Annotated in this window: 20 protein-coding genes; 8 read left to right on the top strand and 12 right to left on the bottom strand. The window is 68.0% G+C overall.

Annotated elements, in window-relative coordinates:
• Window positions 1-36: 36 nt before the first annotated feature.
• From ACLIJ1_RS01835 to ACLIJ1_RS01870, 8 genes are all read left to right on the top strand, one after another.
• Window positions 37-966: a family 2A encapsulin nanocompartment shell protein gene (locus ACLIJ1_RS01835; protein WP_411363772.1), complete on the top strand. Its 930-nt coding sequence runs from the start codon at window positions 37-39 to the stop codon at window positions 964-966.
• Window positions 967-981: 15 nt separating this feature from the next.
• A complete protein-coding gene (locus ACLIJ1_RS01840; RefSeq protein ID WP_411363773.1) occupies window positions 982-2,856 on the top strand; it encodes a family 2A encapsulin nanocompartment cargo protein cysteine desulfurase in 1,875 nt (624 codons plus the stop codon).
• 26 nt (window positions 2,857-2,882) lie between these two features.
• On the top strand, window positions 2,883-3,443 hold the full coding sequence (locus ACLIJ1_RS01845) for an RBBP9/YdeN family alpha/beta hydrolase (RefSeq protein ID WP_411363774.1): 561 nt from the start codon (window positions 2,883-2,885) through the stop codon (window positions 3,441-3,443).
• Between the two features lie 103 nt (window positions 3,444-3,546).
• Entirely contained in the window at window positions 3,547-4,545 is a 999-nt protein-coding gene (locus ACLIJ1_RS01850) for a sulfate ABC transporter substrate-binding protein (protein ID WP_411363775.1), read from the top strand.
• Window positions 4,546-4,547: 2 nt separating this feature from the next.
• Complete coding sequence (gene cysT, locus ACLIJ1_RS01855) at window positions 4,548-5,438, top strand: sulfate ABC transporter permease subunit CysT (RefSeq protein WP_411363776.1); 891 nt, start codon at window positions 4,548-4,550, stop codon at window positions 5,436-5,438.
• A complete protein-coding gene (gene cysW, locus ACLIJ1_RS01860) occupies window positions 5,435-6,352 on the top strand; it encodes a sulfate ABC transporter permease subunit CysW (RefSeq protein ID WP_411363777.1) in 918 nt (305 codons plus the stop codon). The genes cysT and cysW overlap by 4 nt, the downstream gene beginning before the upstream one ends.
• A gap of 19 nt (window positions 6,353-6,371) precedes the next feature.
• Entirely contained in the window at window positions 6,372-7,478 is a 1,107-nt protein-coding gene (locus ACLIJ1_RS01865; protein WP_411363778.1) for a sulfate/molybdate ABC transporter ATP-binding protein, read from the top strand.
• A gap of 34 nt (window positions 7,479-7,512) precedes the next feature.
• Window positions 7,513-8,445 (top strand): LysR family transcriptional regulator, encoded by a 933-nt coding sequence (locus ACLIJ1_RS01870; protein ID WP_411363779.1) that lies wholly within the window; start codon window positions 7,513-7,515, stop codon window positions 8,443-8,445.
• Between the two features lie 16 nt (window positions 8,446-8,461).
• Here the strand turns inward: ACLIJ1_RS01870 and ACLIJ1_RS01875 are convergent, their stop codons facing one another.
• The 12 genes from ACLIJ1_RS01875 to ACLIJ1_RS01930 are packed head-to-tail and all read right to left on the bottom strand — an operon-like array spanning window position 8,462 to window position 20,611.
• Complete coding sequence (locus ACLIJ1_RS01875) at window positions 8,462-9,421, bottom strand: NAD-dependent epimerase/dehydratase family protein (protein WP_411363780.1); 960 nt, start codon at window positions 9,419-9,421, stop codon at window positions 8,462-8,464.
• Entirely contained in the window at window positions 9,421-10,410 is a 990-nt protein-coding gene (locus ACLIJ1_RS01880) for a fumarylacetoacetate hydrolase family protein (RefSeq protein ID WP_411363781.1), read from the bottom strand. The genes ACLIJ1_RS01875 and ACLIJ1_RS01880 overlap by 1 nt, the downstream gene beginning before the upstream one ends.
• A gap of 4 nt (window positions 10,411-10,414) precedes the next feature.
• On the bottom strand, window positions 10,415-10,996 hold the full coding sequence (locus ACLIJ1_RS01885) for a cupin domain-containing protein (RefSeq protein ID WP_411363782.1): 582 nt from the start codon (window positions 10,994-10,996) through the stop codon (window positions 10,415-10,417).
• 6 nt (window positions 10,997-11,002) lie between these two features.
• On the bottom strand, window positions 11,003-11,797 hold the full coding sequence (locus tag ACLIJ1_RS01890; RefSeq protein ID WP_411363783.1) for a cyclase family protein: 795 nt from the start codon (window positions 11,795-11,797) through the stop codon (window positions 11,003-11,005).
• Window positions 11,794-12,951, bottom strand: coding sequence for an MFS transporter (locus ACLIJ1_RS01895; RefSeq protein ID WP_411363784.1), 1,158 nt, complete (start codon window positions 12,949-12,951; stop codon window positions 11,794-11,796). Before ACLIJ1_RS01895 ends, ACLIJ1_RS01890 begins: the two co-directional genes overlap by 4 nt.
• Before the next feature lie 11 nt (window positions 12,952-12,962).
• Window positions 12,963-14,093: an FAD-dependent oxidoreductase gene (locus ACLIJ1_RS01900; protein ID WP_411363785.1), complete on the bottom strand. Its 1,131-nt coding sequence runs from the start codon at window positions 14,091-14,093 to the stop codon at window positions 12,963-12,965.
• A gap of 25 nt (window positions 14,094-14,118) precedes the next feature.
• Window positions 14,119-14,484, bottom strand: coding sequence for a Rieske (2Fe-2S) protein (locus ACLIJ1_RS01905; RefSeq protein WP_411363786.1), 366 nt, complete (start codon window positions 14,482-14,484; stop codon window positions 14,119-14,121).
• Window positions 14,481-15,434, bottom strand: a complete 954-nt coding sequence (locus ACLIJ1_RS01910; RefSeq protein ID WP_411363787.1) for a VOC family protein — start codon at window positions 15,432-15,434, stop codon at window positions 14,481-14,483. The genes ACLIJ1_RS01905 and ACLIJ1_RS01910 overlap by 4 nt, the downstream gene beginning before the upstream one ends.
• Window positions 15,435-15,460: 26 nt before the next feature.
• Window positions 15,461-16,624, bottom strand: coding sequence for an alpha/beta hydrolase family protein (locus ACLIJ1_RS01915; RefSeq protein ID WP_411363788.1), 1,164 nt, complete (start codon window positions 16,622-16,624; stop codon window positions 15,461-15,463).
• A gap of 8 nt (window positions 16,625-16,632) precedes the next feature.
• Entirely contained in the window at window positions 16,633-17,136 is a 504-nt protein-coding gene (locus tag ACLIJ1_RS01920) for a nuclear transport factor 2 family protein (RefSeq protein WP_411363789.1), read from the bottom strand.
• Window positions 17,133-19,559, bottom strand: coding sequence for an efflux RND transporter permease subunit (locus tag ACLIJ1_RS01925; RefSeq protein WP_411363790.1), 2,427 nt, complete (start codon window positions 19,557-19,559; stop codon window positions 17,133-17,135). The genes ACLIJ1_RS01920 and ACLIJ1_RS01925 overlap by 4 nt, the downstream gene beginning before the upstream one ends.
• Complete coding sequence (locus ACLIJ1_RS01930; RefSeq protein WP_411363791.1) at window positions 19,556-20,611, bottom strand: WD40/YVTN/BNR-like repeat-containing protein; 1,056 nt, start codon at window positions 20,609-20,611, stop codon at window positions 19,556-19,558. The genes ACLIJ1_RS01925 and ACLIJ1_RS01930 overlap by 4 nt, the downstream gene beginning before the upstream one ends.
• Window positions 20,612-20,618 lie beyond the last annotated feature (7 nt).

Below are 20,618 nucleotides of genomic sequence, written 5' to 3' on the forward strand. Positions count from 1 at the left end.
CTCTTCTTTTCATCCCTTCCCAACACGGAGTTCCACATGTCCGACAAACCGAATGCGCAGCTGGCCCTTGGCGACAGCGCCGCGCGGCAACTGGCGAATGCCACCAAGACCGCCCCGATCCTGTCGACCATCAGCCCACGCTGGCTGACCCACCTGCTGCAGTGGATTCCGGTCGAAGCGGGCATCTACCGCCTCAACAAGGTCAAGAACCCCGAGGACGTGCTGGTGGCCTGCGCCAAGCGCGACGAGAGCGAACTGCCGCAGACCTTCGTCGACTACGACGCCCAGCCGCGCGAGTACTTCCTCAACGCTGTGTCCACCGTGCTGGACGTGCACACCCGCGTGTCTGACCTCTACTCCAGCCCGCACGACCAGATCAAGGAACAGTTGCGCCTGACGATCGAGACGATCAAGGAAAAGCAGGAGTCCGAGCTGATCAACAACCCGGACTACGGTCTGCTGGCCAGCGTGCACCCCGACCAGATCGTCTACCCGCTCACGGGCGCGCCGACGCCCGACGATCTGGACGAACTGCTGACCAAGGTCTGGAAAGAGCCCGCCTTCTTCCTGACCCATCCCCTGGCGATTGCCGCCTTCGGCCGCGAATGCACCCGCCGCGGTGTGCCGCCCCCGACCGTGAGCCTGTTCGGCTCGCAGTTCCTGACCTGGCGCGGTATTCCGCTGGTGCCCAGCGACAAGGTGCCGGTGGCCGACGGCAAGACCAGGATCATCCTGCTGCGCGTGGGCGAGAAGCGCCAGGGCGTAGTGGGTCTGTTCCAGCCGGGCCTGCCGGGCGAACAGAGCCCGGGCCTGTCGGTGCGCTTCATGGGCATCAACCGCAGCGCCATTGCTTCCTACCTCATCAGCCTCTACTGCTCTCTGGCGGTGCAGACCGACGACGCGCTGGCCGTGCTGGAAGACGTCGAAGTCGGCAAGTTCCACGACTACCCCGATACCTACAAATAAGCGGGCGGCCCCAACATGTCCGACATCCTTTCCGCCAGCGGTCCGTCGGTGCCTGCGGGCCTGCCTGATCCGGGAGAGCTGGCGCGCCTGGCGAGCCAGTTCTTTGCGGCCTTGCTGGGCTCGGCGCCTGCCGTGCCCACCGGGCCATCGGCCGTGGGCGGCGTGCCGGTGCCGGCCAATCCGCAGCCGGCTGGCTTGAGCCTGCCACCGGGCAGCTTCGGCCCGTCGACACCGGCGGCGGTACCGGTGGTCGGTGCCGTGCCGGGCAGCAACCTGGCCCCGACCTCGCCGCAGACGCCGGTCAATGCGGTGGCTTCTGCGCCGGCCCTGGTGCCTCATGCGCAAGCACCCAACGGCTTGCCCGACCACGCGATCGAAGCCGCGCCCGGCTATGACGGCCGTCTGGGCAGCCAGGCGCTCAGCGTCCCGCCGATCGCGCCTTCGGCCGAGTCGTTCGGATTGCCGGGCGACGCGGCGCTGCACCAGCTGCTGCGTGACGACCTGTCGCTCACCCGTGCGCCGGCCGCTCCGGCCGGTGGCAGCGGGTTCTACTTCCTCAGCCCCGATGTGACCGGCCTGCCCGGGAACGACCGGCGTGAACCGTCGGCCGCGCCGCAGGTGCCGGCCGTGGCCCGTCCGTCGTTCGACATCCACGCCGTGCGCCGCGATTTTCCGATCCTGCAGGAGCGGGTCAACGGCAAGCAACTGGTCTGGTTCGACAACGCCGCCACGACGCAGAAACCGCAATCCGTCATCGACCGCATCTCGACCTTCTACGAGCACGAGAACTCGAACATCCACCGCGCCGCCCATGAACTGGCCGCGCGCGCCACGGATGCCTACGAGAAGGCGCGCGAGACGGTACGACGCTTCATCAATGCCCGCTCGACCGAAGAGATCATCTTCGTGCGCGGCACCACCGAAGCCATCAACCTGGTGGCCAAGACCTGGGGCGTGCAGAACGTGGGCGCGGGCGACGAGATCATCGTCAGCCACCTTGAACACCACGCCAACATCGTTCCCTGGCAGCAGCTGGCGGCGCAGCAGGGCGCGATCATCAAGGTGATCCCGGTCGACGACTCGGGCCAGGTGATCCTGAGTGAGTACCAGAAGCTGCTGTCACCGCGCACGAAGATCGTCTCGGTCACACAGGTGAGCAACGCGCTGGGCACCGTGGTGCCGGTGCGCGAGATCGTGGCGATGGCGCATGCGGCGGGCGCGAAGGCGCTGGTCGACGGCGCGCAGTCGGTTTCGCACATGCGCGTCGATGTGCAGTCCACCGATGCCGACTTCTTCGTCTTTTCGGGCCACAAGATCTTCGGTCCGACCGGCATCGGCGTGGTCTACGGCAAGCGGGAGATCCTCGAAGACATGCCGCCGTGGCAGGGCGGCGGCAACATGATTGCCGACGTCACCTTCGAGAAGACCGTCTACCACGGACCACCGACCCGCTTCGAGGCTGGCACCGGCAACATCGCCGATGCAGTGGGCCTGGGCGCGGCGCTGGAGTATGTGGAGCGCATCGGCATCGAGAACATCGGTGCCTATGAGCACGCCTTGCTCGAATACTCGACCGCGCTACTCAAGCCGATCCCCGGCGTGCGGCTGGTCGGCACAGCGTTCGACAAGGCCAGCGTGCTGTCTTTCGTGCTTGAGGGCTATACCACCGATGAGGTGGGGCAGGCCCTGAACAAGGAAGGCATCGCCGTGCGCACGGGTCATCACTGCGCGCAGCCCATCTTGCGCCGGTTCGGGCTGGAGTCCACGGTGAGGCCTTCGCTGGCGTTTTACAACACCTGCGAAGAGGTGGACCGGTTCATCACCGTGATCCGCGGGCTCAGCCAAAGACGGAATCCGAATAAGCAAACTACCTATCAGTCGTTTGTGTAGGGAAGCACGCTGCCCAGAATGGCAGCATGTCTTCCCCCACCGTCATCATCGTTCCGGGTTGGCGCAACTCCGGCCCGGGCCACTGGCAGAGCCTGTGGACCGCCCGTCTGCCCCGCGTCCTGCGGGTCGAGCAGGACGACTGGATCAGTCCGCTCAAGCGGGCCTGGGTCCAGCAACTCATCGACACCATCGATAGCGCCCCGGGGCCTGTGGTGATCGCGGCCCACAGCCTGGGCTGCATTGCCACGGTGCATCTGCCGGACCCGGTCAAGGCGCGCATCCAGGCCGCGCTGCTGGTGGCGCCTGCCGATCCCGAGCGCCGTGGCGTGCTGGCCGACTTCGCGCCGGTGCCGTACCAGCGGCTGCCGTTTCCCAGCATCGTGGTCGCCAGCAGCAACGACCCGTTCTGTCCGGTGCGGCTGGCTGGCGCCTACGCGCGGGCGTGGGGCAGCGAGTTCATGCGCCTGAACGAAGCGGGGCATATCAATGTGGATTCGGGCCATGGTGAATGGCCGCTGGGCCTGGCCCTGCTGCAGGCACTCGGCGCCGAAATCACGCCAGCGCAGGCACTGCCACTCGCGGCCTGATCCTTATTCTTTAATCGAATAAGAAAACAAGAACAAAGTCGTTTGTTTCAGTTCGAGCGGGTCCCACAATGCCATGCATTCCCTCTATCGGAGACCGATTTCCATGAAGAACACCCTCAAACTCACCCTCGGCGCCATCGCGCTGGCCGCTGCCTCCGCTGCTTCGGCGCAGGCCTCGCTGCTCAACGTGTCCTACGACGTCGCTCGCGAGTTCTACAAGGATGTCAACACCGCGTTTGTGGCCAGCTACAAAAAGAGCACCGGCAAGGACATCAAGGTCGACCAGTCGCACGCCGGCTCCAGCGCGCAGGCGCGTGCCGTGGCCGATGGCCTGGACGCCGATGTGGTGACCATGAACACCACCACCGACATCGACTTCCTGGCCGAGAAGGGTGTGGTCGCCAAGGACTGGCGCCAGAAATTCCCCAACAGCGCTGCGCCCACCACCTCGACCATGCTGTTCCTGGTGCGCCAGGGCAATCCCAAGGGAATCAAGGACTGGGACGACCTGGTCAAGCCCGGCGTGCAGGTCGTGGTCGTGAACCCCAAGACCGGCGGCAACGGCCGCATGGCCTACCTGGCCGCCTGGGGCCAGGTGCGCGCCAAGGGTGGCACCGACGCACAAGCCGCCGAGTTCGTGGGCAAGCTCTACAAGAATGTGCCGGTGCTGGCCCGCGGCGGCCGTGACGCAACCGGCATCTTCCTGCAACGCAACATCGGCGACGTGCTCGTGACCTTCGAATCCGAAGTGGTGTCGGTGGACCAGGAATTCGGCGCCGGCAAGGTCGACGCGATCCATCCGAGCGCCTCCGTCGTGGCCGAGAACCCGGTTGCCATCGTCGAGCGCACCGTGGCCAAGAAAAACACCGCCGCCGAAGCCAAGGCCTACCTCGACTTCCTGTACAGCCCCGAGGGCCAGGAGATCGCCGCCAAGCACAACATCCGCCCGCGCAACGAGGCCGTGCTCAAGAAGTACGCCAGCGCGTTCAAGCCGATCAAGCTGTTCACGGTCGAGCAGTACTTCGGCTCGCTGGCCGAGGCGCAGAAGGTGCACTTCAACGACGGCGGCCAGTTCGACAAACTCTATACCGCAGGCAAGTAAGCATGTCCGGACACGTTGTTTCGCTGCCGGGCACGGCGCCGGCGGCCGGGAACGGTGCGCGCCGCAGCAGCGCGCGCGTGCTTCCGGGCTTCAACCTCACGCTGGGGTACACGGTGCTGTACCTGAGCCTGATCGTGCTGATCCCGCTGTCGGCGCTGCTGCTCAAGACCTTCACCATGACCTGGCCGCAGTTCTGGGAGGCGGTCACTTCGCCCCGTGTGCTGGCCTCGTACCGCCTGACTTTCGGTGCCTCGTTCATCGCGGCACTGGTCAACGTGGTGTTCGGTCTGCTGGTGGCCTGGGTCCTGGTGCGTTACCCGTTTCCAGGCAAGAAGATCGTCGACGCGCTGGTGGACCTGCCGTTCGCGCTGCCCACCGCAGTGGCCGGCATTTCGCTGACCGCGCTCTTGGCCGGCAACGGCTGGATCGGCCAGTATCTGGAGCCGCACGGCATCCAGCTCGCGTTCAACCCCAACGGCGTGGTGATCGCGCTGATCTTCATCGGCCTGCCCTTCGTGGTGCGCACGGTGCAGCCGGTGCTGGAAGACGCCGAAAAGGAACTGGAAGAAGCCGCGACCTGCCTGGGCGCCACGCGCTGGCAGACTTTCAGCCGCGTGATCTTCCCGAGCATCGCGCCGGCGCTGCTGACCGGTTTTGCCATGGCCTTCGCCCGCGCCGTCGGTGAGTACGGCTCGGTCATCTTCATCGCCGGCAACATGCCCATGGTCTCCGAGATCACGCCGCTGATCATCATCGGCAAGCTGGAACAGTACGACTACGCCGGCGCCACGGCGGTGGCGACCGTGATGCTGGGCATTTCCTTCCTCCTGCTGCTGGTCATCAACGGCCTGCAGGGATGGCAGCGCAAGCGTTCGGCGGGGAATTCCCAATGAGCCAGAACAACGTTCGCACCGCCCAGCGCGGCACCACCGAAGCGCCCTGGATCCGCTGGACGCTCACCGGCATCGCGCTGGTGTTCATGTTCCTGTTTCTCGTGTTGCCACTGGCGGCGGTGTTCACCGAAGCGCTGCGCAAGGGCTGGGATGCCTACTGGGAAGCGCTCAAGGAGCCCGACGCCTGGGCAGCGATCCGCCTGACCCTGCTCATCGCCGCCGTGGCTGTGCCCCTGAACCTGGTGTTCGGCGTGGCGGCGGCCTGGTGCATCGCCAAGTACGAGTTCAAGGGCAAGTCCTTCCTGACCACGCTGATCGACCTGCCGTTCTCGGTCTCGCCGGTGGTGGCCGGCCTGATCTATGTGCTGGTGTTCGGCGCGCAAGGCTGGTTCGGCCCCTGGCTGATGGAACACGACATCAAGATCGTGTTCGCGGTGCCCGGCATCATCCTGGCGACCATCTTCGTGACCTTCCCGTTCATCGCGCGCGAGTTGATTCCGCTGATGCAGGCCCAGGGCAACGACGAGGAGCAGGCCGCCATCGTGCTCGGCGCCACCGGCTGGCAGACCTTCTGGTACGTGACCCTGCCCAACATCAAGTGGGGCCTGATCTATGGCGTGATCCTGTGCAACGCCCGGGCCATGGGCGAGTTCGGTGCGGTCAGCGTGGTCTCGGGCCACATCCGCGGCCAGACCAACACCATGCCGCTGCACATCGAGGTGCTCTACAACGAGTACCAGTCGGCCGCCGCCTTCGCCGTTGCCTCGCTGCTGGCGCTGCTGGCCCTGGTCACGCTGGTGATCAAGAGCGTGGTGGAGTGGCGCCACGAGCGCGAGATGAAGGCGATTGCCGAACTTCCGCCCGAGAACCCGAATGCACGGCCCGCGCCCACCGTGGCCGCCACCGCCGCCTGACCTGAATGAGGACAAGACCATGAGCATCCAGATCCGCGACGTCAACAAGCACTTCGGCACGTTCCACGCGCTCAACAACGTCAATCTCGACATCGACTCCGGCGAACTTCTGGCCCTCCTGGGCCCGTCGGGCTGCGGCAAGACCACGCTGCTGCGCATCATTGCCGGTCTGGAAACGCCGGACACCGGCAGCATCCACTTCAGCGGCGAAGACACCACCGACGTGCACGTGCGCGAGCGCAACGTGGGCTTCGTGTTCCAGCACTACGCGCTGTTCCGCCACATGACCGTGTTCGAGAACGTGGCCTTCGGCCTGCGCGTCAAACCGCGCGGCGAGCGCCCCAGCGACGCACAGATCAAACAGAAGGTGACCGACCTGCTCAAGCTGGTGCAGCTGGACTGGATCGCCGACCGTTACCCCTCGCAGCTTTCGGGCGGCCAGCGCCAGCGCATCGCGCTCGCCCGCGCCCTCGCGGTCGAGCCCAAGGTGCTTTTGCTCGACGAACCCTTTGGCGCACTGGACGCCAAGGTGCGCAAGGAACTGCGCCGCTGGCTGCGCCGCCTGCACGACGAACTGCATGTGACCTCGATCTTCGTCACGCACGATCAGGAAGAGGCGCTGGAAGTGGCCGACCGCGTGGTGCTGATGAACAAGGGCGTGATCGAACAGGTTGGCTCGCCGCAGGACGTGTGGGACCAGCCGGCCAGCCCGTTTGTCTACGGCTTCCTGGGCGACGTGAACCTGTTCCACGGCCGTGCCCACGAAGGCCTGCTGCACCTGGACGGCGTGGCGATCCAGACGCCCGAACACGCCAGCGCGCAGAACGCCCAGGCCTTCGCCTATGTGCGCCCGCACGACCTGGACGTGCACCGCTACCAGCCCGGCAGCGAGGTCGATGCCGCCGGCCGTCCGCAGGGCATCGTGGTGCGGCTGGACCGTGCCATCGTGGTCGGCCCGATCGCCCGCCTGGAACTCATGCCGGTGGACAGCCAGCCGCGCGAAGGCCACGACCCGTTGATCGAGGCCCAGATCCCGGCGCAGCAGTTCCGCGAACTCGGGTTCCAGGAAGGCGAGACGCTGGTCGTGTCGCCGCGCAAGGCGCGCGTGTTCCTGCAGCCGGCCTGATCGCCGATACTCGGGCGTTGACCCCGCCCGAGCCATGCGATTCAAGAAGCTAGACCTGAACCTGCTGGTGGCGCTCGATGCGCTGCTGACCGAACGCAATGTCACGCGGGCGGGCGAACGCATCTTCCTGAGCCAGTCGGCGATGAGCAATGCGCTCTCGCGGCTGCGCCAGTACTTCGACGACGAACTGCTGGTGCCCGTGGGCGGCAAGCTGGAGCCGACGCCGCGGGCCGAGCTGCTGCACGAAGCGGTCAAGGACGTGCTGTTGCGCATCGACACCACGGTCGCGGCCCAGCCGGAGTTCGACCCCCGCACCTCGGACCGCGAGTTCACGATGTTCGTGTCGGACTACTCGATGGAGGTGCTGATCCCGCGCCTGCTGGCTCTGGCCTCGCAGCAGGGCAGCCGGGTGCGCCTTCGCCTCAAGCCCCAGGTGGCCCATCCGTACCGCAGCCTGGAGCAGGGCGAGGCGGACCTGCTGATCATTCCGGACATCTTCTGTTCGCCCGACCACCCGCAGGAACTGCTGTTCGAGGACCACTTCGAGTGTGTGGTCTGGAAGGACAGCCCGCTGGCGGTGGGAGACATGACTATCGAGCGCTACATGGGTGCCTCGCACGTGACCATGAAGCCCACCGACGAGGAAATGCCGGTGCTGGAGAAGTGGTTCACCGTCAGCCAGGGGCTGGACCGGCGGATTGCCGTCTCGACCTACAACTTTGGCGCCATTCCGTTCATGGTCGTGGGCACGGACCTGATCGGAACCGTGCACTCGCGGCTGGCGCGGCGTGTGCTGCCGGCCATTCCGGTGGTCCTCAAGCCGGTGCCGCTGCCGGCGGTGAGCTTCCACCAGACCATGCAGTGGCACAAGTACCGCACGCGCGACCCCGGCCTGGTCTGGCTGCGCGGCCTGCTGCATGAGGCGGCGAACCACCTCGACGATCCACTGGACGCTGGAGCCGCCTGATTTCCGTCCTGCCGGGTCAGAGCGGTGCCAGCGAACGCCGCACCAGCGTCGGCAGGTCGCCGTCGTGCGCGAAGCCGGCGGCCTCTGCAGCGAGTGTCTGCACGGCAGGGAAGCGCCCGAACAGCCGCTCGATCCGTTCTTCAGGCGCCCAGCGCACCAGGGTCTGCGCCGGTGTGCCGTAGACCTGTGCCACGGCGGCTGCCAGTTCGCCCATCGCAAAACGTTGCGTCGGCAGCAGCAGACAACGCGAGACCGGCAGGCGGTCGGCGGCGACAGCGGCCGCATGCAGCAGGTTGTCCAGCACGTTGTGGATCGACGAGGCCCAGGTGGTCGCGTCGGGGCCGGTGGGGCAGGCGAAAGCGCGGCCCTGCGAGAGCTCGCGCAGCAGGTCGCTCATGAAGGCCGAGAGCTGTCCGGTCGGCGCGGGCGGACGGGCCAGCACACCGGGCAGGCGCAGCGAGACGCCGTCGGCCCAGCCGCGCCGGCTCGCATCGGCCAGGGCGATCTCGCCCATCCACTTCTGCGCGCCGTAGCTCATCTGCGGTGAGCACGGCGTGTTGTCGTCGACCCGGTCGGGCATGGGCAGACCGTAGACCGCGATGGTGCTGGCAAAGACCACACGCGGTGCCACGCCGCCGGCCTCGACCTGCAGACGGCAAAGGTCGAACAGGTCCAGCGTGGCGCCGAGGTTGACGCGGCGCGCGAGGGCGGGCTGCGCTTCGGCCGTGCCGCCGGGCACGCTCGCAAGGTGGAACACGGTGTCGACCGGTCCACCAAAGAGTGCGTCCTGCGTCGCCGCCAGCGAGAGGTCCGCGGCCACGCACCGCAGACGCGCATCGCGCGGCAGGCCATCGAGTCGCAGATCGGTGGCGACCAGTTCGCGCAGTGTCCGGCCGGCGATGTGGCCATCGGCCAACAGGCGCCGCACCAGCGCGCCGCCGACGTAGCCGCCGGCGCCCGTGACCAGCACCCGCATCAGGCCGCTCCGCCTCTGACCACGCGCTGGTCGATCGCGCCAAACGGCCCATCGCGACCGTCGTCGAAGCGCGCCGCCATGCGCACACGGTCGCCGAAGGCCATGTAGGGCGTGCGCGCCGCCCCTTCGTCCAGCATCTCGATCGCCCGGCGCTCGGCGATGCAGGAGGAGCCGACCTCGCGGTAGTCCGGGTTGGAGACCGTGCCGGAGCCGATGAGCGTGCCGGGCACGAGGTCGCGGCTGTAGGCGGCGTGCGCCACGAGGTCACTGAAGCCGAAAGCCATGGCACCGCCGTGCGCAGCACCGAAGCGGCGCCCGTTCCAGTCCACTTCGAGCCGCATCCGTACCCGGCCGCTTTGCCAGGCTTCGCCGAGTTCGTCGGGTGTGACCGCGATCGGTGCCACGCTGCAGGCGGGCTTGGCCTGGATCCAGCCGAATCCGGTCTTCATCTCCACGGGTGCGATGCGGCGCAGCGACCAGTCGTTGATCAGCACGACCAGGCGGATGTGGGCCGCGGCCTCGGCCTTCGATGTGCCCATGGGCACGGCGTCGGTGATCACGCCGAACTCGCCCTCGAAGTCGATGCCGTCCTGCTCGCTGGGCAGCGGCACGTCGGCGGTCGCGGGCAGGAAGCGGTCGGACAGCCCCTGGTACATCAGCGGGCGTTCGTCGTAGGTGTGGCGCTCCGTGCCGAACACCGTGGCCATCAGGTCGCCGTGCGACTGGAAGGCCGAGCCGTCCAGCCATTGCCAGGCGCGCGGCAGCGGCGCAAGCGCTTTCGGGGGGTCGAAGGGCATGGCCGCAGCACAGCGGCCCGCGTCCAGATCCTGCGCGCGTTGGCGCAAGGCGGGTTCGACGTCCGCCCAGCGTTCCAGCGCGACTTGCAGAGTGGGGGCAATGCCATCGGCAACGGCGCATCGAGTGCCGTCGGCCGAGACCACGGCCAGTTGCCCGTCGGGTGTGCCGTTGGGGAAGGTGCAGAGTTTCATGGGGTCAGGTGTGTGGGGTGAGAGACTGGGCGATCACCGGGTTGTATCGGCCATCGACCAGCACGAACAGCATGCGGCAGGGCTTTCCGGAGCGGTTGGCCCAGGCGTGGTTGGTGCCGCGCTGCACGACCACGCTGCCGGGCTTGAGCAGCACCTCCGAATCGTCGAGCACCAGCGTCATCTCGCCCTCGATCACGATGCCGTAGTCCACGCTCTCGGTGCGGTGCATCAGCGGGTGCGGCGAGTGCGTCTGCACGGTCGACGCCTTCTCGTCGCCGATCTGACTGAAGGCGGCCCTCATGTTGGCCGCGCCCTGCGCGAGGAACTCGGCCGTGTCGGGCGGGATGTCGACAAAGCGCATGCGCGTGCCCAGCTTGGGAGGCGGCAGCATCAGCGGGCCCAGCGTCGGGTCGGCGCCGTTGTCGACCGGGGCCGGGGAACCGGTGGTGCTCCAGACCTCGTGGAACACGGTGCCGGGAATGGCCTGGATCTCGACCACAGTGGGCAGCGGGCCGTTGTGCGCGATGACGGCTTTGCCGCTGGCGTCGTGCCCGGTGACGACGCGGTGGATGGCGGGGAATGTCATGGAAGTTCAGTCCTCGAAAATGGCCACCGCCCGTGTCCAGCCGGCAGAGGCGCCTCGGATCTTGTGCGGAAAGCAGCTGATGGTGAAACCCGTCGCCGGCAGGGCTTCGAGGTTGTGCAGTTTTTCCAGGTGGCAGTAGCCGATGTCGCGGCCGGCCTTGTGGCCTTCCCAGATCAGGGCCTTGTTGCCGGTCTCGGCGATCTTCTTCGCGGTGTACGAAAAAGGCGCGTCCCAGCTCCAGGCGTCGGTGCCGGTCAGGCGCACGCCGCGTTCGAGCAGGAACATCGTGGCTTCGTAGCCCATGCCGCAGCCGGCGCCGAGGTAGTCGTTGTGGCCGTAGCGCGAACCGGCACGGGTGTTGACCACCACGATGTCGAGCGGCTCCAGCGTGTGGCCGATGCGGGCCAGCTCGGCCTCGACGTCGGTCGCGGTGGCGACGTAGCCATCGGGGAAGTTCCGGAAGTCCAGCTTCACGCCGTTCTGGAAGCACCATTCCAGCGGCACCTGGTCGATGGTGATGCTCGGGCGGCTGCCGCCGTTCTTCGCGTCCTGCGTGGAATGGAAATGCCAGGGCGCGTCCAGGTGGGTACCGTTGTGTGTGGTCAGGGTGACCCACTCGGCGGCCGCGGCCTCGCCGTCGGGATAGTCCTCGGGCGTGGTGCCCGGGATCATGGCCATGAACTCGGGCAGGGTGTCGGCGTGCTGCTGGTAGGTGATCTTCGGCGCCAGCGGCGGCGGGTCCGACCGCACATCGTTTTCCAGGTAGATGGACAGGTCGACGAAGCGGCGTGTGGGCTTCATGCAGCCTCCTGGGCGAGCGAAGAAGGTGCATGCCCCGGCAGGCGGGACATGCACAAGACGGCCAGGGTGCCGATCAGCACCGCCGCCAGACCCAGACTGCCGTAGCCGGCCGTCTTGACAAGGGTTCCGCCGAGCACCGGGCCGATGGCGGCGCCCACCATCAGCATCGCGGGCGTCGCGGCCATGGCGCGGCCGCTGGGTTCGAGGCGCGCCATCAGGCCGAAGGCGAAGGTGTGGGTGAAGATCATCACCGCCGCAAACACCGAGGCCGCGGCGGCGTAGGCGTAGAAGCCCGGCGCATTCATGATGACCGCGGCGAGCAAGGCCTGGATCACCGGTCCGGCCAGCAGCACGCGGCGCGCACTCCAGCGCTTTTCCAGCATGGCCGCCAGCGCCGCCGGCAGCAGGTTGACCATGCCCAGCACCACCAGTACGCCGGTGATCGCGTTCAGGCTGAAGCCGCGGTCGTTGCCGACGCGCTCCAGGAAGCTGAAGGTCATGGACTGCACCAGCGCCATCGCGCTGATGCCCAGGATGCCGAACCAGACAGTGCGGGGGATGCGTTCGACCACGGTATCCCCGGCGGCGGATGCCATGCGTTCGGGTTCCGGAAAGCCGACCGCGCAGACCAGGGCCGCGATCAGCATCACGCCGCCGAAGATGGCGAACAGCATGTAGCCGCCGGCCGCGGCGATGACCTTGGGCGACACCCCCAGGAACAGCACGGCGAAGATGCCCAGGCCCACGCCCACGATGGCGAACTTCAGGTGCGGGTTCGCGCTGCGTGCGATCGTGCCGTGGGTGACGCTCAGCGCGGCGCCAGCGGCCAGGCCACCGACGGCGTGCAGTGCGGCCATGACCGGGTAGTCCAGTGGCTGCGAGAGCAGGCCAAAGCAGATGGCCGCCAGCGCGTACCCGCAGGCCGCGATCCAGCGCCCCTTCACCCGCTGGAAGCGCGACGCGAGGAAGACGCTGGAGAGCACGGCGCCGATCAGGAACAGGGTGGCCAGCCCGCCAGCCTGCTGCGGGTCGAGCTTGAAGTGCTGGATCAGGGTGCCGACCCAGACCGGCAGCGCGACCAGGTCGACCATGCCGGCGCAGTGCGCGACCATCAGGGCGACATGGCCCAGGGTGCTGGTGGAGCGTGTGTTCATGCGTGCTCCCGTCAGATCGGCTGGGCCAGGGCCATCAGTGACTCGCGCATGATGCGGCCGTGCTCCTGCTTGTCGCCGCCGTCGATTTCGATGCGGCACAGGGCCTCGGAGTTGCGGATCACCAGTTCGCAACGCTTGAAGCGGCGGGCGTGGAACCGGTCCAGCGCGGTCTGCAGGTCGTCGGTGGTCGCCAACTCTTCGGCCAGCACGATGCCGCTCTCGATGCCGATGCCCGCGCCCGAAGCCAGGTGCGGCGTGGTCGCGGCGACGGTGTCACCGATCAGGACCACGCGGCCGCGGTTCCAGGGCGCAGGCACCAGCAGGTTGGCCAGCGGCCGGTAGTCGATCGCGGCCTCTGGCGTGAGCGCGTGCGGGATCAGGGCTTCGATCAGCGGGTCGGGGAAGCCCTTCATCAGCCCGGCAAACACCTGCGGCCAGGTGACCGGATCGATGTGCTCCTTGGTCGGCCGGTCCTCGGTGATGAACATGTACATGTGCGTCTTCGAGACCGGGTTGACGCCGACCTTGATGTGATGGCCCAGCCACATGCGCGGGCGCAGGATGGCGTCGGGCCGGGGCATCACCGCGCGCCAGACGCCTTGTCCGATGTACTCGGGCGGCTTCACCTCGGGGAAGAGCGTTTCGCGCAGCGTGGAGTGCACGCCATCGGCGCCGATCACGAGGTCGTAGCGACCGGTGCGGCCGTCGGTGAAACGCACGTTCACGCCACTGGCGTCCTGTTCGATGGCGCTGTGCGTGCAGCCCAGGTGCACCGCGACGCCAGCCGCACGGGTGGCGTCGGACAGGATGCGCGCCAGCACCGGTCGCATGATGCCGCCGCCACCGCCCACGGTCGAGCCGACCGGACGCGGTGTCGGCATGTCGGCCACCTTGTGGCCGTTGGGCATGAAAATCTCGACGCCATCGGAGACGAAGCCCTGTTCAGCCACCACCAGGTAGACGCCCAGGGTCTCCAGCGCGCGCAGCGTCGGGCCGCTGACCGTGATGCCCGCACCCAGCGGACACCAGTGCGGGTCCTGCTCCACCAGATCGACCGCGATGCCCGCCTTGCGCAACTGGATCGCCGCGGCCATGCCGGAGAAGCCGCCGCCGACCACCAATACCTTGTTCACTGCTGTCATGTCTCCACCTCGTTGGGTTGATGTTTCAAAGCTTGTCTTGCAGGGCCAGCAACTGCACCTGGCCATCATCGTTGGTCACCAGGTCGCAGCGGCGCAGCGATTGCCCCAGGCAGGGCCCCTGCACGCACAGCCCGCTGGCCTTGTCGAACAGCGCGCCGTGCGCGTGGCACTGCACATGGGTGCCCGCCGCGTTCAGGTACGCGTGCCGGCGCCAGGCCATGGGCACGCCCATGTGCGGGCAGGCGTTGGCCCAGGCATGCAGCCGGCCCTCATGCCGCAGCACGAACAGCGTGTCCTGACCTGTGCCTTCGGGGTCGAAGCCACGCACCTGGCCTTCCGCCAGGTCGTGGTCGTGACACAGCGGCCCGCGGGGAGGACCCAGTGCATTCATGCGTAGTCGCCGGCCTCGGGCGTGCCCGGACCCGGCATCCACTTCTTGCGGTAGCCCAGCAGGAAGGCCTGCGAGGCGTCGGCACCCATCGGCACTTCGCGCGCGGTCCAGGTGTTGTCGTGCAGGTCCATGTCGGCGTCCATCTCCATGTGGCAGGCGAACGGGCTGTTGAAGTACCAGAACCAGTTGCTGCCCAGCTGGTGGCGGCCCGGGCCCCAGAAGGCCTGGTAGCCCTTGTCGATGAAGCGGTAGCCGTTCTGCAGCACCTCGGTCGGCCCGCTGAAGTGGAACGTGAAGTGCTCCACGCCCTTCATGAACTCGGGCGCGCCGATCAGGAAGTGCGAGTGGTGCTCCAGTGAGCCGCCGGGTTGCAGGAAGGGGCCGACGCCGGTGAAGCGGTCGGTGCAGCGAAAGCCCAGGCGGTTCACATAGAAGGCCTCGGCCTTGGCCACGTCGGGCACGAAATAGACGATGTGCGAGAGCGTGCGTGCAAGGATCTGGCCCACGGCCGCGTTCACGCCCAGGTGGTTGGCGGGGCGCTGGAAAGGCGAGCCCGGCACGTTGGCGATTTCGCCGGGCAGGCCCGGGTCGCGTTTGCGGCTGATCTGGAAGCCGAGCGTGAAGCCGGCGTCGTCGACCGATTCGAGGCTGCCGTCGGCCAGGCGCTGGACGTCGCGGTCCTTGCCCAGCTCGGCCGCGATGGCGTCCAGCGTCGCGGCATCGGCCACGCCCAGCACCGTCTTGCGCAGCAGGCAGCCGTTGGGCATGGCCGGGGGGAGTTTGCTGTCGCCGGCCAGGGCCAGTTCGACCGCGGAGCCGTCGAGCGCTTCGTAGCGGCCGCCGGCGGCGTCTTCGCTGGCGGCGACCAGTCCGTAGTCCTTGAGGTACTGCGCACAGCCGGCGAGGTCTTCCACGCCAAAGACCAGGGTTTCGAGTCCGGTGATTTTCATGAGGGGTTCCTTGGTGATGAAAGGGCTCAGGCCGTGCGGCCACCCAGGGTTTCGGCCACCCAGTCGGCGATGTACTGGCCGGCGTTGATGCTGTTGTCGAAGCTCGCGTGCTGCGAACCGCCTTCGCGGTCGGTGAAGACCTTGAGTTCGCGTTTCGGGCTGTTGACCAGCTGCTCGTACGTGCGGTGCGCCCACTTGAGCGGGATCTGCGAATCGCGCTCGCCGTGCGTGACGAGGAAGGGCACCTTGATCTTCTCGACCACGCCGTCCAGATGCACGTCTTCGGCAATGCGCATGAAGTCGTCGATGTCCTTCGCGCCCCAGACCCAGCAGACATGGGCCCAGTAGTGCGGGACCGGGAAGTCGCCTTCCTTCTCCAGCCGGCGCTTCTGCACGTCGCGCCAGTCGTGGTTGGCGCCCCAGCACACGCCTGCGGCAAAACGCGGCTCCATCGCCACGCTGCGCGGGCAGTAGTAGCCGCCCAGCGACACGCCTTCGCAGCCGATGCGTTTCGGGTCCACGGCAGGGTGTTGCTCCAGCCAGTCGACCACGCGGCTGGCCCAGTGTTCGGTGTCGAAGCGTGCGGTCAGGCCCTGGAGCCGCAGCGCCTCGCCGGTGCCTGGCTGGTCGACCACCAGCGAAGACACGCCGCGCTTTGCAAGCCAGGCCGGCAAGCCCACCAGGTACTTCATTTCCTTGGTCGAATCCAGGCCGTTGAGCTGCACCAGCATCGGCGCGCGTTCACCGGGTTGCAGCCCGTCGGCCGGGTAGTACAGGGCCGACAGGTGCGTGCCTTCGTAGGGGATCTCCACGCGCTGCACCCGGTCGCCCAGCAGGTGCGAACCCTTGAGGAACAGCTCCAGCTCCCGGCGGTAGATGTCCAGCCGGCCTGGTGCATCGTGCGCCTGCAGGCGTTCGGCGGTGATCAGGTAGCTCGATGCGCGGCGGTATTTCTCGCCGGCAGAGAACCGGCGGCCCTTGGCCTCATCTTCGGCGGCCAGCTCGCACAACTGGTCGGCCATCTTGACCCAGGTCTCGCGGAAGGCCCTGGTGCCGGCGGCGTCGGGTGCCCTGGCGGCTTCCTGCAGCGGGGCGCACATGGCTTCGATCTCGCCGATGCGCGCGCCCATCTCGATGGCCAGGTCGACCGAGAGGTTCCAGACGTAGTTGGTGGGGAAGTACTTGAACATGGTGGGGTTCAGGGTTTGACGGAAGGACGTGCGGCACGCGGGCCGATGCCCAGCGTGGCGAAGAAGACGGCGGTGGGCTCGTCGCGGAAATCGGGCGCGAAGCGGAAGGCGTGAATCAGGCCGTTGCGCACGCGCACGATGTCCTGGCCGACGATGCGCTCGGCGCCCGCCTGGGTGTAGAGCGGGCTGCGGACCTCCAGGTCCACCGCAACCGTGTCGCCGTCGACCCGGCGACCGACGACGGTCAGACGGGCTTTCGGTCGAACCACCGTCGCTTCGATGTAGTGCGCCAGACAACTCGGGTGGTCCATCTCGGGACGGCAACCCACGAAGTCGGAGCGCTCCACATCGGGAGCGATCAAGGCGCGGACGGCCGCCATGTCGCCTGCGTGCACCGCGGTCACGTAGCGGTCGAACACGGTGTCGGGAGAGTCCGCGGACCAGGCGGTGGTCGCCACGCCCAGGGTCAGGCAAAGCGCCACCAGCGGGCGACGCATCAAGGAAGCGTTCATGGAGTGGGCCTCAATGAGAGGGGGTTGGAAATTGCAGCCGGCACCTCGGTGCGCTGGGCCTGGGGCTTGAGCAGGAAGTGCGCGAGCGCGGGCACCAGCACCAGGGCGCCGAGCATGTTCCAGAGGAACATGAAGGCCAGCAGCAGGCCCATGTCGGCCTGGAACTTGATCGGTGAGGCGACCCAGGTGACGACGCCGATGGCCAGGGTGACGCCGGTCAGCATCACCACCTTGCCGGTGAACAGCAGGGCGCGGTAGTAACTCTCGGACAGGCTCTTGCCATCGCGCAGCTGTGCCAGCGTGACCGACAGGATGTAGAGCGCGTAGTCGACGCCGATGCCCACGCCCAGCGCGATCACCGGCAGCGTCGCCACCTTCACGCCCATGCCCAGCGCCACCATCAGCGCCTCGGCCAGCAGCGAGGTCAGCACCAGCGGCAGCACGGCCACCAGCACCGCGCGCCAGCTGCGGAAGGTGATGAAGCACAGCAGCACCACCGCGCCGTAGACCAGCAGCAGCATCAGCCCCCAGGCTTCCTTGACCACGATGTTGGTCGCCGCCTCGATGCCGGCCGACCCGGCGGCCAGCAGGAACTTCGTGTCGGCGGTGTCGTTGGCTTGCGCAAAACCCTCGACGTGTGCCACCACGCGCGACAGCGTTTCGGCGCGGTGGTCCTGCAGGTACACGTACACCGTCAGCAGGCCGCAGGCGTCGTTGTAGAGACCGCGCGGTGCACCCGCCGTCACGGTGTTGAGCATGTCCTGGTTGGGCAGAAACTCGTACCAGCGCGGGTTGCCCTCGTTCAGGCCCGAAAGCATGCGGCGGTTGAGCAGGGCGAGCGTGCTGGTCGACTCCACGCCCGGCAGTTGTCGAAGCTGCCATTCCAGCGCGTCGACCTTGTTGAGCGTGTCGTACTGCGAGCACTGGCCGTCGGGCGTTTTCACCATCACCGCCAGCACGTCGCTGCCCGCGCCGTAGTGGCTGGTCATGAACGCGACGTCGCGGTTGTAGCGGCTGGCGGCGCGCAACTCGGGCGCGCCCGGGTCGAGGTCGCCGATCTGCAGGTGGCGGCTGGTCGCGTAGCCGGCCGCACCGAGGACGGCCGCCACCAGCACAGCCGCCGTCGCCCACCGCCGCGCGGTGAAGCGGTCGAGCAGGGCCCAGAACGGGTGACGCGCCTGGCCCTGGGCATCGGCGGCTTCGGCGCGCAGGCTGCGCGCGGCGGCGGCCGGGCTCACGCCGATGTAGGACAGTCCGATCGGCAGCAGGATCAGGTTGGTGAAGATCAGTGCGGCGACGCCGATGGAGGCGGCCACCGCCAGTTCGCGGATCACCTGGATGTCGATCACCAGCAGCACCGCGAAGCCCACCGCGTCGGCCAGCAGGGCGGTCAGCCCGGCCAGGAACAGGCGCCGGAAGGTCATGCGTGCAGCCACCAGCCGGTGCATGCCGCGGCCCACGTCCTGCATGATGCCGTTCATCTTTTGCGCGCCATGGCTCATGCCGATGGCGAACACCAGGAAGGGCACCAGGATGGAGTACGGGTCCAGCGCCTGACCCATCAGCGGCAGCAGCCCGAGCTGCCACACCACCGCCACCAGCGAGGCCAGCACCACCAGCGTGGTCGAGCGCACGCAGCGCGTGTACCAGAACACCATGGCGGTGGCGATGGCCACGGCCAGCGCGAAGAAGCCCAGCACGTCGCGCACGCCTTCGATCAGGTCGCCCACGATCTTGGCAAAGCCGGTGATGTGCAGGCGCACGCCCTCGGCCTCGTAGCGGCCGCGCAGGTCTTCCAGGCGCGTGGCCAGTTGCGTGTAGTCGATGGCCTGGCCCTGGGCGTCGCGCGCCAGCAGGGGCACAAAGATCACCGAAGAGCCACCGTCGCGCGCCACCAGCTGGCCGACCTCGCCCGAGCGATTGACGTTGGCCGCCAGCTGCTGCAGCCTGGCCGGCGAGCCGTCGTAGCCGTCCGGGATGACCGGGCCGCCTTCGAGGCCGTCTTCGGTCACGCCGACCCAGCGCGTGGTCGGGGTCCAGAGCGACTTCATGCGCGAGCGGTCCACGCCGGGAAGCAGGAACACTTCATCGGACAGGCGCCGCAAGGTGTCGAGGTACTTCGCGTCGTAGATGCTGCCCTGTGGCTTCTCCACCGCGATGCGCACCGCGTTGCCCAGACCGCTGAGCTCGCCCTGGTACTGCAGGAAGTTCTGGATGTAGGGGTGGCTGCCGGGGATGGTCTTTTCGAAGCTGGCGTTGAGCTGCAGGCGCGTGGCCTGCCAGCCCAGCAGCAGCGTGACCAGGGCGCACAGCAGCACGACCCATTGGCGGTTGGTGAACAGCAGGCGCTCGACCCAGGAGCCCGAGCGCGCATCGAAGCTGCTGGCTTCGCCGGTCGTCACGGGGGCGGAAGGCATCCTCATGGCTGGCCTCCCGACACGGCGGTGGCTGGGAGCACGGCGATGCCCGCCATGCCCAGCACGGTGAGCGCGCCGTCGGCGTGCGGCAACAGACCGGCGGGCAAGGGCAGCGGCTCGCCCTTGAGCGGCACGGCCGCGTCGCCCTGCAGGCGCAACAGCAGGCCGGCCTGGCTGGCCAGCAGAGTGCGACCGGTGCGGTCGGTGGCTGAGGCGACGATGCTCGCGGGAACCGGCACGTTGACCGCGCTCCATTGCTGGCCGCCGTCGGTGCTGCGCCAGACGTTGCCGCGCAGGCCGGCCAGCAGCCATTGGCCGTTGGCTGCCATCTCCGCGGTGAACCAGCTGCCCTTGTAGGGCGAGGCGAGTGCCTGGAAGCTGGCGCCATCGTCGGTCGAACGCGCCAGCAGGCCCTGTTCGCCGGCCAGCAGCAGCGTGTTGCCGGCGCGGCGCACCGCGTACCAGTGCATGCCGCGCGGGTTGGGCAGGCGGCCCATCCAGGGTTCCCAGGTCTCGCCGCCATCGCGGGTGTGCATCGCCAGGCCGTAGGCGCCCACGGCCAGCATGCGCTGTGCATCCCACACCACGACGTCGAGAAAGGGCTTGTCCGGGCCGTCGGCCGCGAGACGTTCGGCCTCGGCGACGGTCTGCGGTGAGCTGGCACCGCGGCGCGCCACCTCGGCCAGGCGCCGGCCGTCCAGCCGCACCGTCCAGCTCTGGCCACCGTCGGCGCTGGTGAGCACGGTGCCGCCGTGGCCCACGGCCACGCCGTGCTGTGCATCGGCGAAGCGCACCATGGTCAGCGTCACGCTCACCGGGCAGGGCACCTGTTGCCAGGTCTTGCCCTGATCGGCGCTCGTCGCCACCAGTCCTCGCTCGCCGACCGCGACCATGCGCGTCCCGGCCCAGGCGGCCGAGAGCAGCACGGCACGGGCCGGATCCCGCACCATCAGGGCAGGCCGCTGAAGCGCATCGCCAACGGATGCCCCAGGCGCAGCGGAATGCACCGACCCCGCCGCCAGCGCCAGGGCAGCCACCATCACTTTCACAGACGTCATCGGGCCT

This window comes from Hydrogenophaga sp. RWCD_12, from assembly GCF_046604225.1.
Classification (GTDB): Bacteria; Pseudomonadota; Gammaproteobacteria; order Burkholderiales; family Burkholderiaceae_C; genus Hydrogenophaga.

Coding starts and splice junctions, on each gene's coding strand:
- ACLIJ1_RS01835 (WP_411363772.1), top strand. CDS start 37: ATGTCCGACAAACCGAATGCGCAGCTGGCCCTTGGCGACAGCGCCGCG.
- ACLIJ1_RS01840 (WP_411363773.1), top strand. CDS start 982: ATGTCCGACATCCTTTCCGCCAGCGGTCCGTCGGTGCCTGCGGGCCTG.
- ACLIJ1_RS01845 (WP_411363774.1), top strand. CDS start 2,883: ATGTCTTCCCCCACCGTCATCATCGTTCCGGGTTGGCGCAACTCCGGC.
- ACLIJ1_RS01850 (WP_411363775.1), top strand. CDS start 3,547: ATGAAGAACACCCTCAAACTCACCCTCGGCGCCATCGCGCTGGCCGCT.
- cysT (WP_411363776.1), top strand. CDS start 4,548: ATGTCCGGACACGTTGTTTCGCTGCCGGGCACGGCGCCGGCGGCCGGG.
- cysW (WP_411363777.1), top strand. CDS start 5,435: ATGAGCCAGAACAACGTTCGCACCGCCCAGCGCGGCACCACCGAAGCG.
- ACLIJ1_RS01865 (WP_411363778.1), top strand. CDS start 6,372: ATGAGCATCCAGATCCGCGACGTCAACAAGCACTTCGGCACGTTCCAC.
- ACLIJ1_RS01870 (WP_411363779.1), top strand. CDS start 7,513: ATGCGATTCAAGAAGCTAGACCTGAACCTGCTGGTGGCGCTCGATGCG.
- ACLIJ1_RS01875 (WP_411363780.1), bottom strand. CDS start 9,421: ATGCGGGTGCTGGTCACGGGCGCCGGCGGCTACGTCGGCGGCGCGCTG.
- ACLIJ1_RS01880 (WP_411363781.1), bottom strand. CDS start 10,410: ATGAAACTCTGCACCTTCCCCAACGGCACACCCGACGGGCAACTGGCC.
- ACLIJ1_RS01885 (WP_411363782.1), bottom strand. CDS start 10,996: ATGACATTCCCCGCCATCCACCGCGTCGTCACCGGGCACGACGCCAGC.
- ACLIJ1_RS01890 (WP_411363783.1), bottom strand. CDS start 11,797: ATGAAGCCCACACGCCGCTTCGTCGACCTGTCCATCTACCTGGAAAAC.
- ACLIJ1_RS01895 (WP_411363784.1), bottom strand. CDS start 12,951: ATGAACACACGCTCCACCAGCACCCTGGGCCATGTCGCCCTGATGGTC.
- ACLIJ1_RS01900 (WP_411363785.1), bottom strand. CDS start 14,093: ATGACAGCAGTGAACAAGGTATTGGTGGTCGGCGGCGGCTTCTCCGGC.
- ACLIJ1_RS01905 (WP_411363786.1), bottom strand. CDS start 14,484: ATGAATGCACTGGGTCCTCCCCGCGGGCCGCTGTGTCACGACCACGAC.
- ACLIJ1_RS01910 (WP_411363787.1), bottom strand. CDS start 15,434: ATGAAAATCACCGGACTCGAAACCCTGGTCTTTGGCGTGGAAGACCTC.
- ACLIJ1_RS01915 (WP_411363788.1), bottom strand. CDS start 16,624: ATGTTCAAGTACTTCCCCACCAACTACGTCTGGAACCTCTCGGTCGAC.
- ACLIJ1_RS01920 (WP_411363789.1), bottom strand. CDS start 17,136: ATGAACGCTTCCTTGATGCGTCGCCCGCTGGTGGCGCTTTGCCTGACC.
- ACLIJ1_RS01925 (WP_411363790.1), bottom strand. CDS start 19,559: ATGAGGATGCCTTCCGCCCCCGTGACGACCGGCGAAGCCAGCAGCTTC.
- ACLIJ1_RS01930 (WP_411363791.1), bottom strand. CDS start 20,611: ATGACGTCTGTGAAAGTGATGGTGGCTGCCCTGGCGCTGGCGGCGGGG.